Genomic DNA, 16,020 nt, shown 5'->3' with positions numbered 1-16,020 from the left:
GGTCGTTGCACGTTGTTGCAGAACGCGCAGCAGCTAGGCTCGGATCAGCGTTCGCGACTGGCGAGGTGGAGCACCACCGGGGAGCGAACGTTCCGGCAAGTGAAGGCGTCGTCCGCCTGGGCGCCTCCGACTCACCCTCGGAGGCTCGCGATGCACCTGCGCTACGGAATGAACCCACATCAGCCCGCCCACGTCTCGGTGATCGGATCGCCACCCCGGTCCGGGCGACAGGCAAGCGCGTCAGAGGCAGGCCCTTTCACCGTCCGGCACGGATCGCCGTCGTACATCAACATCCTCGACGCCTTGAACGCGTGGCAACTCGTGCGAGAGGCGAGCCACGCTTTCGGCGTACCGGCTGCGGCTTCCTTCAAACACGTCTCCCCCGCAGGCGCCGCGCTGGCCGGCCCACTCGACGAGACCATCCGTACGACGTACGCGGTCGACACCGTCTCGCCGGTCACCAGCGCGTACCTCCGAGCCCGCGACGCCGACCCCAAATCGTCGTACGGAGACTTCGTCGCCGTCTCCCACCCAGTCGATCGCGACCTGGCGAATCTGCTGAAACGACTGACCTGCGACGGCATCATCGCGCCCGGCTACGACGACGGCGTGCTCGACATCCTGGCCGCGAAGAAGCGCGGCACCTTCCTGGTCCTCGAGGCCGACCCCGACTTCGAGCCTCCCGCCGAGGAGGTCCGCGAACTCTTCGGCCTCAAGCTCACCCAACACCGCGACACCGAACCCCTGACCCGCTCCCTACTCCTCCCCGACCTACCCGACTCAGCCGCGCGGGACCTCCTGCTGGGCTTGATCGTGCTCCGCTACACCCAGTCCAACTCGATCGCCTTCCTGAAAGACGGGATGACGATCGGCATCGGCGCAGGCCAGCAATCCCGCATCGACTGCACCCGCCTAGCCGGCCAGAAGGCGGATACCTGGTGGCTCCGCCGCGCAGTCACCGCAGCCGCCGCGCCCCCTGCAACCACCGCAGCCGCCGACTCCACCGAGCCCGCGTCGCCCGACTCGCACAAATCCGACCCACAGCACAACGCGGCCCCACAACTGACGACGAGCCTCCCGCTATCCGCTCGCATCAACCACCAACTGGCCGCGGTCGACCACCTCTCCGCCGACGACCGCACAACCTGGCTCGCTCAACTGACGAACGTCGCGATGGTCTCGGACGGCGCAATCCCATTCGCCGACAACGTCGAGGAAGCCCACCGCCACGGAGTACGCCACCTGGCCGAGCCCGGTGGCTCCATCCGCGCCCCCGAGGTCACCGCAGCCTGCGCAGCCCTCGGCATCACCCTCTCCCAAACCGGCATTCGCCTCTTCCACCACTAACGGACCAACACCGATTGGCAGCGAGAGCTCAAGGAAACACGATCATGAGCGCTTCGAAGCCGGTGCTTGTCCTACTGGCATGACCGATCCCGGTGGTGTCCTCGACCAACAGCAAGTCACCCGGACGGCCAACCACCGTCTCGCCACCGGTGATCACCTCGCACTCACCCGACAGCACCACGACCAGCCGCCGCCCAGCTTCCGGCTGCTCTGGATGCCCACCACCAGCGGGAGCCCGCACCACCATCGCCGTCACAGCCGGCAGCGGCGCCGAAACGCTCAACTCCCCCGGCCCAGGCACCTCAGGGCTCAACGCCGGCTCCCACGACTCGAACCGCGCTTTCCCCTCCTCATCCGCAAACAACCGTCGCAAAGTCATACCCACCCGTACGCAGCCGCCGCCCAGCCGGATCCCACCAGCCAGCCCCACATGTCCAACCCAGCCGGGCGAAAACACCCCCAGCACCACCGGCACCTGCCAGGTCAACCCATCCCAACACCACACGCCAGCAGCCCGCCATGCCGACCCACCTAGGCACCACGCCGCCGACACCCCGGCAGGTCAACCCGCCCCGGCATCACCGCCACCGAAACCCGAGCAGGACAGGCGATCCCGGCACCACCGCCCACACCCGCCCTCGACGACGCCTCCTCCCCCCTCCCCCTCAACCCCCAGCAACGCTGGGCAGGATCAGCAACTCATCGCCGTCAGCCAGCGGAGTATCAAGAGCCTTCAGATCTCGAACATTGTCATTGCCAAGAAACACATTCACATGCCGACGAAGCGCCCCCTGATCGTCAGTCAACCGCCGCCGCAACGCCGGATGCTCCACCTCCAATGCCGCGAACACCTTCCCCACAGTGACCTCGCCCGCCACCTCGACCTCCACCCGCTCCGCTCCCCCAGCGAACGGTCTGAGCACCGTCGGGAGCTTCACCGCCACGCCCATCAGTCGAGCACCGCCGCGCGCACCGTCAGTACGTCAGGAAGATGACGAGCGACCTCGGTCCAGGTGTCACCCGCATCGGCGCTCGCATAGACACACCCGTCCCGCGTGCCCACGTAGACGCCCGCCGGATCAGCTTGGTCCACGCACAGCGCGTCGCGGAGTACCGGCGCGTACGACGGAACGTCGGGCAACCCGTTCGTAAGGGCCTCCCAGGTGGAGCCCGCGTCGCGGGAACGGTAGACCCGGCACTTCGCGTCCGCGGGAATCCGGTTGCCATCGGCAATCAACGGGAAGACGTAGACCGTCTCCGGCTCGCGCGGATGCACCACGATCGGGAAGCCGAAGTCCGACGGCAGTCCGTCCGCGATCGACTTCCAGATCGCGCCGCCGTCATCGGAGCGGTAGACCCCGTGATGGTTCTGCGCGAACAGCCGCTCCGGCACGTCGGGATGCCCAGCGAGCTTGTGGACACACTGACCGAACTCGGGATCCGGGTCGGGCATGAAGTACGCCTTGATCCCGTGATTCGCCGGCTTCCACGTCTCGCCGCCGTCGACGGTCTGGTAGACCCCGCCAGTCGACATCGCCACCGACATCCGTTGCGGATCGCTGGGGTGTGGCAACACGGTGTGGATCGCCTGACCGCCGAATCCGGCGCCCCAGTCCTTGCGATGCGGGTGATCCCACAGTCCGCTCACCAGCTCGAATCGCACCCCGCCGTCGGTCGACCTCCACAGCGAGGACGGCTGCGCACCGGCGTACACGACTCCGGGTTGGTTCTCGGGCGCCGGCTGGATCTGCCAGACGCGCTCCATCGACGCGTCGGCCCCGGCCGGGAAGCCGATCGAGCCCTCCGGCGGCTCGTCCCAGGTCTGGCCGAGGTCGTCCGAGTGGAAGACAGCCGGCCCCCAGTGCTCGCTGGTGCCACCCGCGAACAGGCGTGGCCGCTCGCCACGGGTATCGATGCCGACCGAGTAGACGCCTTGCATCTCGAACGACGGCCCGTCGAGCGTCCACTTGCGGCGCTCGCTGTCACTGCGGCCGATCCAGAGCCCTTTCTTGGTCCCGATCAGCAGTACGGTCTCGGACATCTTTGTCCTCCTTCGAGCGCGGTGGGTCCACGCGCTGGATCCGGTTAGCGGGAAGGCCCCGCGACGACGTTGATCAGCGGTACGCCGGTGGCGTACCGCTCGAGTTGGGCGCGGACCAACCGGGCGACCCGCGGCGCGAACGCCGTCGACGCGCCCCCGCGGTGCGGGTTGATCAGCACATTCGGAGCCGACCACAGCGGATGCCCGGCAGGCAACGGCTCGGGGTCGGTGACATCGAGCGCGGCGCGGATCCGCTCGCTGGTCAGCTCGGCCAGCAGCGCGTCCGTGTCCACGATGACGCCGCGCGCGATGTTCACGAGCAGCGCGCCGTCCTTGAGTTGCGCCAGGAACTTCGCATCGACCATCCCCCGCGTCTCGTCGGTGGCCGGCGTCAGCAGCACGACCACGTCAGCACGTGGCAGCAGCTCGGGCAGCTCCGTGATCGGGTGCACCCCATCCCGCGCCCGCCGGGCCACTCGGATGATCTCGCACTCGAACCCGTCCAGCCGACGCTCCAGCGCCTCCCCGATCGAGCCGTAGCCGACGATCAGCACGGTCCGGTCGGCCAGCGAGTCATCGAATTCCTGGTAGGTCGACGGCCAGACCCCGCGTTCCTGGTTCTTCACCGCCTGTGGCAACCGCCGGTACGACGCCAGGATCAGCCCAACCGCCAGCTCAGCCGTCGACGCGTCGTGCACACCCCGCGCGTTGCACAAGGTGACTCCGTCGCGCAGATGCGGCAGCAGGTTCTCGAAGCCGGCCGTCTGGGTTTGCACGACCTTGAGCGCAGGCATCTCGGCGACCACCTCGATCGCCTCGGACGACCCCATGTAGTCCGGCACGTAGAACTCGACCGCGTCGAGCGCAGGACGCTCGCCACCGGCGTAGTACTGCGTCTCAACGCCCGCGGGCAGCCCACCGAGGTACCCCGCGGGGTCCTTCCACGGCAGCAAGGACTTCACCAGATCAGCCATGCACGGCAACTTACTCGCACCTCCGGACAGATTTCTCGGGTCGGCCGCTCGCCTGTGGATTACGGCTTTCGGCCGGCGATCCCGACCAGCCGATCCATCAACGGCGCCTCCGCCGGCACCTCGACGGGCGGCCCCCACAGCTCGGGAACCGGCGGCTCGCTGAGGAACCCGGAGACATGCTCGAAGCAGGCACGCACCGTCTCGTCGGGAAGTTCGAACGGCAGCCCGGTCGCCCTCGACAGGTCCCAGCCGTGCACCACGACCTCGGTCAGCGCGATCTTGCCCCACTCCTCGTTCGACAGCCCGAGGCCGGCCAGATCGGACTCGCCGACCCACGCCGCCGGATCGCTCCACGCCTTCCCGAGGAGCTCCAGCCGCCGCCCGAGCAACTGCTGCCAGCCGTCCCCGAAGTCCAGCGCGGTCTGATCCGCCTCCGCCCCTGCCGCTTGGGCGAACCCGCGGGCGCCCTCGTCGACGTGCGCCAGCAGACCACGCACGCTGTACTCCGGGCAGGGCGTGCTCCTGTCCAGCTGATCGTCGCTGATCCCTGCCACCAGTTCGGCGAGTTGCCGGCAGGCCGGTCGTAGGTCGATCATGCGGTATCTCCTCAGGTTCAGGCGCTCTTCCACCCGGTACGTCGGAGCGCTCGACGCCCGCTCGACATCCGGCCGGAAAGTTTTCTCAGCGTAGTAGAACCACTGGACCGAGTGGTCCTAAAGTGCACTGCAGGTGTCCGGAGAGTGCACGGAGAATTCCGTGCCGGGGGCGATTTCCCGTCGTACTCTGAAACGGTGCCTACGACATCTGATCTGGCCTCGACAATCGATCACGATCAGGCGGTGGGGCGACTCCGGTCGTCGTACCAGCGCATCCCGGCGGGGGCTCCGGTCCGCCTCGCGAAGCGCAGCTCCAACCTGTTCCGGCCGCGAGCAGCGGTCGACACCCCTGGCTTGGACGTCTCCGGACTGACCGGCGTGATCTCGGTCGACCCGGTCGGCCGTACCGCTGACGTCCAGGGCATGTGCACGTACGAGGACCTGGTCGCCGCGACCCTCCCGCACGGCCTGACGCCGATGGTGGTGCCGCAACTGCGCACCATCACCCTCGGCGGCGCGGTGACCGGCCTGGGGATCGAGTCGTCGTCGTTCCGGGCCGGTCTGCCGCACGAATCGGTACTGGAGATGGACATCCTGACCGGCGCCGGCGAGATCGTCACCGCGCGCCCGACCGGCGAGCACGCCGACCTGTTCCGGACCTTCCCCAACTCGTACGGCTCCCTCGGCTACGCGACCCGGTTGCGGATCGAGCTCGACCGGATCTCGCCGTACGTCGCGCTGCGGCACGTGCGGCTCGGTCTCGACGACCTCGGTCCGGCGATCGAGTCGATCGTTGCCGACGGCACGTATGGCGGCGAGCCGGTGCACTTCGTCGACGGCGTCGCCTTCAGCCCTGACGAGGCCTACCTGACGCTCGGCCGCAACAGCGACACCGCAGTACAGGTGAGCGACTACACCGGGCAGGAGATCTTCTACCGGTCGATCCAGCAACGATCGACCGACGCACTGACCGCCAACGACTACTTGTGGCGCTGGGACACCGACTGGTTCTGGTGCTCGGCGGCCTTCGGCGCCCAGAACCCTTATATTCGGCGGCTCTGGCCACGCCGGTTCCGGCGCAGCGACGTCTACCACAAGATCATCGGCCTGGAGAACCGTCACCAGGTAGCCGCGCGCATCAACCGGCGCCGCGGCAACCCGGATCGCGAGCGGGTCATCCAGGACGTCGAGATCCCGGCGTCCCAGCTGGCCGGCTTCCTGCGCTGGTTCGACGCCGAGGTGGGGATGCGGCCGGTCTGGCTGTGCCCGCTGCGGCTGCGGGGCGACGAAACCTGGCCGCTGTATTCGCTCAAGCCCGGCGAGACCTACGTCAACGTGGGCTTCTGGGGCACCGTCGCGATCGCCCCCGGTGCGGCCGACGGCGACGTGAACCGCCGGATCGAGGCGGCCGTCGCGGACTTCGACGGGCACAAATCGCTGTACTCCGACGCTTACTACGACCGTGAGACCTTCGACCGGCTCTACAACGTGCCGGCGCTGGCCACGGTGAAAGAACGCTACGACCCCGATGCCCGGCTCACCGGGCTCTACGAGAAGGCGGTGACGCGCCGATGACAGCAACGATCTCGACGCAGGTTTCGATCGCAGCAGCGCTGACCGCGGTGGCGCCGGAGGGCCTCCCCTTCCACTTCACCGCGTACGACGGCAGCGCGACCGGGCCCAAGGACTCTCCGATCCACATGCACCTGGCGACCGAGCGCGGCCTGTCGTACATCCTCACGGCCCCCGGCGACCTCGGGCTGGTGCGCGCCTACGTCTCAGGCGACCTGGAGATCAAGGGCATCCATCCGGGCAACCCGTACCCGCTAATGAAGATGATGCTCAACCAGGTCCACTTCCAGCGCCCGACCCCGTCCGAGGCGCTGCGCATCGTCCGCGGCCTCGGCTGGAGCCACCTGAAGCCGCCGCCTCCGCCACCCCAGGAGCACCTCCCCAAGTGGCGGCGCACCTTCGAGGGCCTGCGTCACTCCCGCAGTCGCGACAAGGCCGCGATCCACCACCACTACGACGTCTCGAACACCTTCTACGAGTACATTCTCGGCCCGTCGATGACGTACACCTGCGCCGTCTACCCGTCGCTGGATGCCACCCTCGAAGAGGCGCAGTACGAGAAGTACGACCTGGTCGCCCGCAAGCTGGACCTCAAGCCCGGCCAACGCCTGCTCGACGTCGGCTGCGGCTGGGGCGGCATGGTCCGCCACGCGGCCCGCGAGTACGGCGTCAAGACGATCGGCGTCACGCTCTCAGCCGCCCAAGCCGAGTGGGCCCAAGCCGCCATCAAGCGCGAAGGCCTCGAAGACCTGGCCGAGGTCCGCTTCTCCGACTACCGCGACGTGACCGAACGCGACTTCGACGCCATCAGCTCCATCGGCCTGACCGAACACATCGGAGTCCGCAACTACCCCTCGTACTTCGGCTTCCTCCTCGACCACCTGAAGCCCGGCGGCCGACTCCTCAACCACACCATCACCCGCCCCGACAACCGCTACCGCAGTACCGGCGCCTTCATCGACCGCTACATCTTCCCCGACGGCGAACTGATCGGCTCCGGCCGCATCATCGCCGACGCCCAGGACGCCGGCTTCGAGGTCCGCCACGAAGAAAACCTCCGCGAGCACTACGCCCTCACCCTCGCCGCCTGGGCCGACAACCTCGTCACCCACTGGGACGAAGCAGTAGCCGAAGTCGGCTACGCCACCGCCAAGGTCTGGGGCCTCTACCTGGCCGCCTGCCAAGTCGGCTTCGAACGCAACAACACCCAACTCCACCAGGTCCTGGCCGTGAAGCTGGACGACAACGCCAACGCCCACTTCCCCCTCCGCCCCACCTGGGGCAGCTGACTCCGTTTGGAAACACAGACGCGTTAACCCGCTCGGCTAGAGACCCGCTCGATGCCATCGAGCGGGTTAACAGCAAGCCCACCCAACTCAAGGTCTCGGAGCTCCATAGATGTAGGCCTCCGCTGCCACCCGATCTAACTCGTCGCTCCCCACAGCCGACTCAAGGAGCTCAGTCAACTGTTGCCGGCACCGGGCGATTCGGCGGAACACATCACGATCCGTCACGTAGTCAACCAAGATCGCCGGATCCCCACCAAAGTTCACGCGCGACAGAATGCGATCCAACGACACCACGTATTCCTCAAGATCTCTGAAGGCTCCCAGCAGATCATCAACTGGAACCGACACACTTGCTTCCCTGTTCATCGTGCCCCGTTCTCGATGGATCAGATCCAGCAGACATGGCGCCGCCCGTAGTACTAGCTGTTCGGCGAGGCTGGGTCTGGAAGTACGCTGCGGCGTTGCGGATCCCAACCCGGCGGCGCTTGCAGCGGCGGGGAGACTTGAGAGACCTGGATGCGCCAGCCCACCGAGTCGTCCGGCTCGAGCAGGGTCACCGAGAATTCTCGGTCCGGGTACGCCGCGGTGAGGCGGGCGCTCCAGACCGGGATCAGCCTGCTGCCGAGCTCGCGGTGAAGGTCGTCGTGGAGTTCATCAGTCAATCCGCTCCAACTGCGGAAGAGATATGACACCTCGAACCAGTTGAAGGAGTCGATGGCGTCGGCCCATGCGAGCGGTGCCCAGTCGGGGTGTTCGTCGCCAACCGATGCACCTAACCGTTCGGAGATGTATTCCTCATTGGCGTCACTCAACAGAAGGAACACCGCGCCGTACAACTCAACCAGATCCGGCCAGTACAGCCAGCTGTACATCAATGCCTCGGTGGCGGAACCGGCCTCACCGAAGTACTCAACTGGATCTGACGGTCCCACATGAGGGAAGGCAGTTCGCAGCACCTGTTCAACCACGAAGCGGTTCATCGGTCACTTCTACACCTGGACCTGTAGGTTATCCACCTAATTCCGCGCGTGGTCAAGCCCTAAGCCTGCCGCCTGCCACGTCAGCTTCGAACGCAACGACACCCAACTCCACCAAGTCCTCGCCGTAAAACTCGACGATCAGGCCAATGCCCCCTTCCCGCTCCGCCCCACGTGGGGCGGAGCGGAAGGGCCACTCACGCGGCTACGGCGGGGGTGATGAACTCAATCACCGATGAACCACAAGAACCGATGAGGCTTCGACAGACATTTGTCACACAGGCCGATCAAGTCTTCCGCGAAAGTTTTCGGAATCACGTCTCCATTGCCTCGTAAAGCATCGATCTCACCCAGCAAAGATTCAACCTGCAGCCGATTGAGGATCGTGTCGCCATACGGATCGACGTGCCCCAAAATGGGATAGGCACTGCGATCAACCTCGGACAGAACCGGATCGAAATCCGGGTGCGCCGCAGCCGACGCCAACACTTGCCCCGACTGCGATCTCACATCTATTCGCCTCATTCAGGATCAAGATCCCTCGGCAGCCCAGGGTGCATGGTCACCAGATCTCCGTCCCTTCCGTCACGAATAATTGTATACGTAGAGGTTGGCAAGCCACGCCGGTCAGTACCTACGACACCTCGCCCCTTGATGAAGTAGCGCACATTTCCAGTTTGCTTCTGAAAATGACCGATCTGACCTGCACTACCTGTAGCCAACTCCCCTAGATCAGCATCAGCCTTGAAGAGAGATGACGAAGAATCAGCCTCTGCACCGCCTGGCGTGTGACGTGGCGCAACATGGTTTTCCAAAGGGAAGACATCCTCTTCGCAACCACTATTGTGCACCAGAACCGGGACTGCACCTGCCAGCACGTAGTACGTGTGCAGCGTTCCGACGGTCAGGTTGTAGACCGTTGCCTGAACCGAGCGATGCAGAACTGACCGGACAGTGACCACGTCAGCCAGCTTCGCTCCAGCCAAGCGATCACCTGATCGCAGTTCTCCGGCATCGATCCAGCGCGCAGTACCGGGCAGATAGAACGGGTGTCCTGAGGTCGCCGTGACTCTGGCCGTCTTCTTGACGCCGTCGATCGAGGAGGCGCTCACGATGATATCTACCAGGTCTTTGGAGCCCTGACCGATGATCGTCCGTACGACCGGCTCCGCCGAGGTCTGACCAGTGGCCGGATCCGTTGCCAGAACACGGTCTTTGGTTTTTAACTTCTCGATCGATTTCCGTGTGCCGTCTGCGAGAAGTACCAGAGTTCCGGGCACGAACGAGTTGATCGAGCAGGTTTTGCCGACTACCTCTTCCGCCTTATGCAGTTCCTCCTCTGCCTTGCGGACGCCCTTGACGCCGTCGATCATTTCGTCGACCAGGCCTTTTATTCGGCCTATCAGCTTCCAGGCCTTCTTGGCGTGGAAGAGATACTTGCTGACCAGTTTGCCGGCTATGCCGCCGACGAAGGACGACAGGACCGTCACTCCGGTGGAGATGCAGGCGCCTACGTCGCCGTTGGTGAAGCAGTTGAGGGCGTCGGTGATGCCCAGTTCGTCGGCGACGATCTTGACGAGGTCCTTGACGACCTTCTTGATGCGTTGTTTGGCCTCTTCCTTGGCCTTCTTGTGGTGGCTGATCTGCTGGACGGCCTCGTGCCGGTTCTGCGCCTTGACCTGTTCGTAGGTCGGGGTTTTCGGCGGCTTGTAGTGCAGCCGGGGTGCGTGCACTCCGTCGTTGGCCGGGTCGTCGGGGAAGTACTCCTTGAGCCCGTCCGGGTCGCTGAAGGTGGCTGGGTTGTTGTTGCCGTACCGGTAGCCGTTCAGCGTGATCGGGTCGGTGACGTCGATCAAGGGGTCGACACTGATGAACCGGCCCAGCTTCGGGTCGTACTCCCGGGCGCCGAGGTGGGTGAGCCCGGTCGACGGATCATCCACCCCGTTGACGAAGCCATGGGCGTTCGGGTCCCAGGTAGGCGACGTCGTGCCGCGGGTGTTGCCGAACGGATCCATGTACCGTCGGGAGACCGCAGCGGTCAGCCCGTCTACCGAGACCGAGGCCGTTCCCTGTGGGTCTGACATCAGGTACTCGACCGACTGGCTGTTGCTACGCATCGCCACGGTCGAGCCGTTGAACTCGTAGTACCGCGTCGACGAGACCGTGTCAGCGGTCTTGTCCCAGCGGACCTCCGCGGACGGCAGGTACAGAGTGGCGCCCTTGGCGTCGTGCCGGATCAGACGGCTGCCCTCGGGGTCGTAGACGTAACTGGTATCCCCGCCAGGACCGGAGACAGAGGCGAGATGCCCCTCGAGGTCCCAGCCAAAGGTTTCGGTGTCGCCGCCGACATTCCGCGAGGACATGTTGCCCGACGCGTCGTAGCCATAGGTGTCGACCGACGTGCCGGTCGGCCCGGCTGAGGTCACCCCTGTGACCGCGTGCGGCCTGGCTGCGGTCGCGGCAGGGTAGGCGAACGTCGACGTCTTGTCGCCTGCTGCCGTGTGGTCCACCAGAGACGTGCGGTTGCCCGAGGCATCGAAACGGTAGGACTGCCAGTACGCCGCCGGTCCCCCCAACGAAGCGGCGGACCGGGGATCCGTGCAGCTACCAGCCGGCGTCCACGCTTCCGTAGTACGCCGGAGGTAGTCGTTCGTGAAGCACTGCCGATCCACATCGGTGCCCATGGTGTGGGTCACCGACGTCACGTTGGCCGCGTTGTCGTAGGTGTAGTCGAAGGTGTCGTCGGACGGGAGATGACCGCTGCGGTCCACCGACATCTTCTGCAGCCGGCGCGTTCCCTGCTCGTAGGCGAAGGACTGCCAGATCGACAACTCCGACTTCTGCCCCATCGTGTACTGCAGCGTGTCGCCGTACTCGCTGTACTTCGTCGCGGCGACGTACGACTGCCAGCCGCCCATCCCGCGCAGGTTACCGAACTCGTCGTACTTCATCTCGATCGTCTCGTCCGGCAGCCCTGGCATCGTCGGCAGCTTCGCCTTGTTGACGCTGCCGTCCGGGTTGAAGCTGGTGGTCGAGGCGTAGGTGCCGGCCAACTTGCCCTCGGACGCCGGGATGACGACCTGAGTCGCGGTCGGCCGGTCCAGCGAGTCGTACGCCGTCACTGCCGACACATAGTTGTTGCCGTTGATCGTCCGCGTCGACGAGGTCAGCAACCCCTTGCCCAGCGTGTCGTAGACCCACGACGCCAGCACCGGGCCGGTCGCCGAGCCACTCCGGACGGCGGTCTTGCGGTCCAGTTCGTCGTACGACATGAACAACTGCTGGCCACGCGCGTCCTTGGTCGACGTCACCCGGTCGGCAGCGTCGTACGCCGTAGTCGAGGCGCCCTTGTCCGGATCGACCGAACTGATCTGCCGTCCACGCAGGTCGTACCCGTACCGCCAGACGCTCCCCTCGGCGTTCGTCACAGTGTCGAGCTGCTGGTCCGGCGTGTAGGTGTACTTCGTGGAGTCGTAGTCACCGGTCGCCGCGACGCCCTTGTACTGCCGCAGCTCACTGAGCTTGCCGCGAGCATCCGTCACCTGCATGGTCGTGGTGCCACCCGTCGGCGGGATGACCGTGACGGTGTTGCCGCCGTAGCTCGTCTGGGTCTTCCAACGCTCGTGCCCCTGGACCTCGAAGCTCTGCACGACCGGCCGGCTCGCCCCGTCGTACGTGGTCACCGTCTGGGACGGCAGGTTCTCCTCGTTGACGTCGAACAACACGTCCGACGGTCCCGAGCTCGCGTCGTAGTACACGCCCGTCGTCGTCTTCGGATTGCCACGCCGATCGTAGGTCGTGTCGGCCAGTACTCGCCCGCTGCCGGTCGCCGCCGGGGTCTGGACCTGCCGCTGGCGCAGTTGCCCATCGAACAGCGCCTTGGTCGTCTTGTACGTCCCGTCCGGCTTCAGCTCCTGGGTAGTGATCACGTTCGGCGCGGTCTTCGACACCGAGTAGCCGAAGATCATCGAGGCCGTCGCGGTCCTCGACCGGTTGGGCAGCCAGACACCGGTCAGCCGGCCGAGAGCGTCGTACCCCAGATCGGTACGCCTTCCGTTCGGGTCGACCTCGGTGACCGTCGCGCCGAACGCAGGGTCGATCAGCGTCGAGCTGATGTACCCCTTCGCGTCCTCGATCGCGCGCGCCGTGACCGGTCCACCGGTGGCCGGCGTGAAGGTCACCTTGCTGGTGAGTCGGTCGAGTCCGTCGTACGTCTCCTTGACCCGCCCCAGCGTGTCGTACCCGGTCCGGGACCGCTGCTCGTACTGCGGCCCGTTCGACCAGCCGCTCATCGACTCGGTCTTGGTGACCAGCCCCTGGGTCGGGGCGGCGTTCAGATCGGTGTGACCGTCGTAGAACGTTCGCTCGTCGGAGATGACCTGGGCAGGCCGATTCGGGGTAGCCGTGCAGGCGACCGACACGGTCTCCTCCCGGCTGACCGTGGTCAGAATCTGCGCCGTGGTGTTGCGCGCATAGCTGAGCCGCGTGCAGCGGTCGTCGCTGCTCAGGGCGACGTCGCCGCGGTCGTTGATCTCGGTCGCCATCCCCAGGTCGTCGAACTCGGTGTCGAGTGCGGTGATCTGGTAGCTGCCGTTGCTCAGCCGGGTCCGGGTCGAGGTGGACTTGGTCTGCAGCATGGTCGCGGCCCCACCCAGCGGGGACGTGACCTGCTTGGTCCAGGGCGTGGTGATCGTCGCGCTGATCTCCGGACCGCTCACGCCGTTGTAGGTGATCTGCTCGCGGGTCATCCCGTTCAGCCGCGGTGAGTCGACCAGCGAGTTCCCCTGGCTGTCGGTGACGCTGACGTTCTTGCGGGTCGACCCGTCGGCCTTCGCGTAGTCGCCGTTCATGCCCCGGAAGAAGGTGTACCGCATCCGCGTCTGGTCGGCGGAGTCCAGACCGCCGGTCCTCACCTCGACCTTCGAGTACCCGCGCCAGTCACCCCAGCTCCGGTACGCCGGCAGAGTCAGCTCGTTGTCGTCGTAGTGCCAGGCCGGGGTGTCGAGATAGTCGTAGAACGTGCCCTGATCCGGGGCATCGGTGCTCATGTCGTCGACCGCGGTGCTGGTCACGACGTACTTGTTGAACCACTGCATCGTCGGCTTCTCACCGCCGTCGATCGTCCAGAAGACCGGGAAGCAGCGCGCGGAGTTGGTCGCCGGGTCCGGCTTGGCCGCCGGGGTGCATTCCTGGCCGGAGTAGTTCACGTTGGTGATCTGGCCCGACTCGGACTCGATCGCCGAGACCCGCCACTTGACCATCGCCGGGGCACCGTCGCCGATCGCGTCGACCCGGTTGGGCTTGTCGACACCGACGAAGGAGACCGACGGGTTGGTCAGCGTTCCCCCGGCCAGGCCCTGGTGGGTGATCGTGCGCAGGAACAGGGACCGGTTCTCGACGCTCGAGACCGGGTAGTCCTGGGTCAGGGTCCAGCTGTCGACCGGCGAGAACGTCGAGCCCTTCAGGATTCCGGTGGTGATCTTGCTCAACCGCTTACGGGTGAAGAACGACGGTGACGTCCGGTTCGGGCAGGTGGTCGCCGAGGTACAGATCTGGTCGAACGGCGTGTCCGGCCAGGCGTAGGCGTTCGCCGCGGTCAGCTGGTTCTCGGCGCAGGTGATCGCACCACCCGGCAGGCAGCGCTCGGCCACGTCGAACCAGACCCGGGCCGGCGCCACGGTCGTGGTCTCGGTCGCGCCGATCACCTTGCCGTAGTCGATGAACCAGGGGTAGCTGGCCCGCTGGTACTGCGAGACGCCGGTGTTGTTGTTGCGGCCGTAGTAGTTGTTCTCCTTGACGTACCGGTACCGCATCAGGTTGCCGTGGACATCGACCACCCGGTCGACGTTCCACCGCCACGCCTGCTGGCAGTACGACGCCGCGAAGGTCGCCGCATGACACGGCTCACCGTCCTGGTTGCCGAACACCGGCACCGTGTTCACCGAGTCGGCGCGGTCAGTCCCGGAGATGACCGGGTTGCTGCCGAAGTAGTACTTCGTACCGTCCGATGTGGTGACCAGCCAGTGCTCGCCACCCTTGGCGCCGCTGTTGTTGTTCGCGTCGTACAGGCGCTGGATTCGCGATCCGTCGTCCTTCTCGAGCCGGTACGTGTTCGCGTCCATCTTGACCAACTCGCCGGAGTGCCCACCGAGCGACAGCACGGCGTTGTCCGACTTCCAGCACTGGTCACCGGTCTTGGTGGTGGTGTTGCTGTCCTTCAGGTCATCGGCACAGGACACGTACTTGCGCTCGATGAAGCCGGTCTCGAGGCTGTGCCCCTCGCCGACCCAGGAGGTCTGGTTGTTGCTTGAGGCAATCTGCCCGTCGACCGAGCCGGAGCTGTAACCGATCGACAGGTCCGGGCGCGGACCGGCCGTACCCGGCGGGACGCGGAGCGGGTAGTTCCAGCTGAAGTCGCCGGTCTGCACGCTCACGTTCCAGCTCGAGGACGGCGCCAGCGGCGTGGCGGCGTACGAGCCCGTTGAACCAGAGGCACCGGCCGCGACAGCGAACGTACTGAACGATGTGCCGGCGCTCTTGGCCTGCCCGCTCGGCAGATTGACCTCGGCCGAGACGGTCTGTTTCTCGCCGTCGTTGGCCGAGCCTGGAACCACCCGACCTTGAACGCACGCTCCAGCAGTACTGCAGGTCAGCTCGACCAGCCTCAGGCGGTTCGACCAGCCGCCACCGAAGGCCGTAGCGAACTGCGAGTAGTCAACATTCACCTTCACCTTGGCCGACTGAGCCTGAGCATCGGTGCGGGCGAGCCGGATGACGACCCCGTCGACACCCAGCTTCGTGGTCGCTGCCTGATCCAGCACGTCGACCCGGACCGACGGCTGCGGCGCTACCGCAGTACCGGCTCTGGCTGACATGGTCGGCTCGGCCGCGACAGCGGTCACGGTGACAGGCGGGACAGCCACATCACCCGCGATCCGCGTCGCCGTCGTACCCACTGCAGCCGTCATCGTGGTCGCGCTCGGCCAAACCGGCGCTGCCTCTGCCTTCGAGGCGGCCTCGGCCTGCCGTGCGGACTTGTCGGCACCTGTTCGGTTCGGCTGAAAGTCCTTGCCGGGTACGGGTTTCTCGGACTGGACGGCCGGGGCCGGGCGCGACGGGGTCTTCGCCTCGGCCTCCGGCACGTACGACGCCACTCCCGCCACCAGGCTGACGCCTAGCAGAGTCACCAGGGCCGAATTGGCCCGTCTTCTGATGCGCATCGAA

General features: G+C 66.0%; 11 protein-coding genes and 1 riboswitch. Of the genes, 3 read left to right on the top strand and 8 right to left on the bottom strand.

Annotated features, from left to right (window positions below):
• The first annotated feature begins 43 nt into the window (after nt 1-43).
• Nucleotides 44-129: riboswitch (ZMP/ZTP riboswitch) on the top strand.
• A gap of 21 nt (nt 130-150) precedes the next feature.
• A complete protein-coding gene (locus AB0P21_RS35675; RefSeq protein ID WP_363702844.1) occupies nt 151-1,347 on the top strand; it encodes a phosphoribosylaminoimidazolecarboxamide formyltransferase in 1,197 nt (398 codons plus the stop codon).
• A 28-nt stretch (nt 1,348-1,375) separates the two neighbouring features.
• Here the strand turns inward: AB0P21_RS35675 and AB0P21_RS35670 are convergent, their stop codons facing one another.
• From AB0P21_RS35670 to AB0P21_RS35650, 5 genes are all read right to left on the bottom strand, one after another.
• Nucleotides 1,376-1,660, bottom strand: a complete 285-nt coding sequence (locus AB0P21_RS35670; RefSeq protein ID WP_363702842.1) for a cupin domain-containing protein — start codon at nt 1,658-1,660, stop codon at nt 1,376-1,378.
• A gap of 352 nt (nt 1,661-2,012) precedes the next feature.
• Complete coding sequence (locus AB0P21_RS35665; protein WP_363702840.1) at nt 2,013-2,297, bottom strand: ubiquitin-like small modifier protein 1; 285 nt, start codon at nt 2,295-2,297, stop codon at nt 2,013-2,015.
• Nucleotides 2,297-3,388 (bottom strand): exo-alpha-sialidase, encoded by a 1,092-nt coding sequence (locus AB0P21_RS35660; RefSeq protein ID WP_363702838.1) that lies wholly within the window; start codon nt 3,386-3,388, stop codon nt 2,297-2,299. Before AB0P21_RS35660 ends, AB0P21_RS35665 begins: the two co-directional genes overlap by 1 nt.
• A gap of 44 nt (nt 3,389-3,432) precedes the next feature.
• On the bottom strand, nt 3,433-4,362 hold the full coding sequence (locus AB0P21_RS35655) for a 2-hydroxyacid dehydrogenase (RefSeq protein WP_363702836.1): 930 nt from the start codon (nt 4,360-4,362) through the stop codon (nt 3,433-3,435).
• Nucleotides 4,363-4,421: 59 nt separating this feature from the next.
• Complete coding sequence (locus tag AB0P21_RS35650; protein WP_363702834.1) at nt 4,422-4,958, bottom strand: TIGR03086 family metal-binding protein; 537 nt, start codon at nt 4,956-4,958, stop codon at nt 4,422-4,424.
• A gap of 195 nt (nt 4,959-5,153) precedes the next feature.
• On the opposite strand from AB0P21_RS35650, the gene AB0P21_RS35645 reads away from it, so the two are divergent.
• Entirely contained in the window at nt 5,154-6,533 is a 1,380-nt protein-coding gene (locus AB0P21_RS35645; RefSeq protein ID WP_363702832.1) for an FAD-binding oxidoreductase, read from the top strand.
• Nucleotides 6,530-7,819, top strand: coding sequence for a cyclopropane-fatty-acyl-phospholipid synthase family protein (locus tag AB0P21_RS35640; protein WP_363702830.1), 1,290 nt, complete (start codon nt 6,530-6,532; stop codon nt 7,817-7,819). Before AB0P21_RS35645 ends, AB0P21_RS35640 begins: the two co-directional genes overlap by 4 nt.
• A gap of 419 nt (nt 7,820-8,238) precedes the next feature.
• On the opposite strand, the gene AB0P21_RS35635 is transcribed toward AB0P21_RS35640, so the two are convergent.
• The 3 genes from AB0P21_RS35635 to AB0P21_RS35625 form a co-directional block, all read right to left on the bottom strand.
• Nucleotides 8,239-8,799 (bottom strand): hypothetical protein, encoded by a 561-nt coding sequence (locus AB0P21_RS35635; RefSeq protein ID WP_363702828.1) that lies wholly within the window; start codon nt 8,797-8,799, stop codon nt 8,239-8,241.
• Nucleotides 8,800-9,021: 222 nt separating this feature from the next.
• Entirely contained in the window at nt 9,022-9,306 is a 285-nt protein-coding gene (locus AB0P21_RS35630) for a hypothetical protein (RefSeq protein ID WP_363702826.1), read from the bottom strand.
• Between the two features lie 11 nt (nt 9,307-9,317).
• On the bottom strand, nt 9,318-16,016 hold the full coding sequence (locus AB0P21_RS35625) for a polymorphic toxin-type HINT domain-containing protein (RefSeq protein ID WP_363702824.1): 6,699 nt from the start codon (nt 16,014-16,016) through the stop codon (nt 9,318-9,320).
• Nucleotides 16,017-16,020: the final 4 nt, after the last annotated feature.

Origin of the sequence: Kribbella sp. NPDC056861 (assembly GCF_040687575.1) — a bacterium.
Lineage (GTDB): Bacteria > Actinomycetota > Actinomycetes > Propionibacteriales > Kribbellaceae > Kribbella.
The sequence above is the reverse complement of the archived record's forward strand: the minus strand, read 5'-3'. Positions and strand labels throughout refer to the sequence as shown.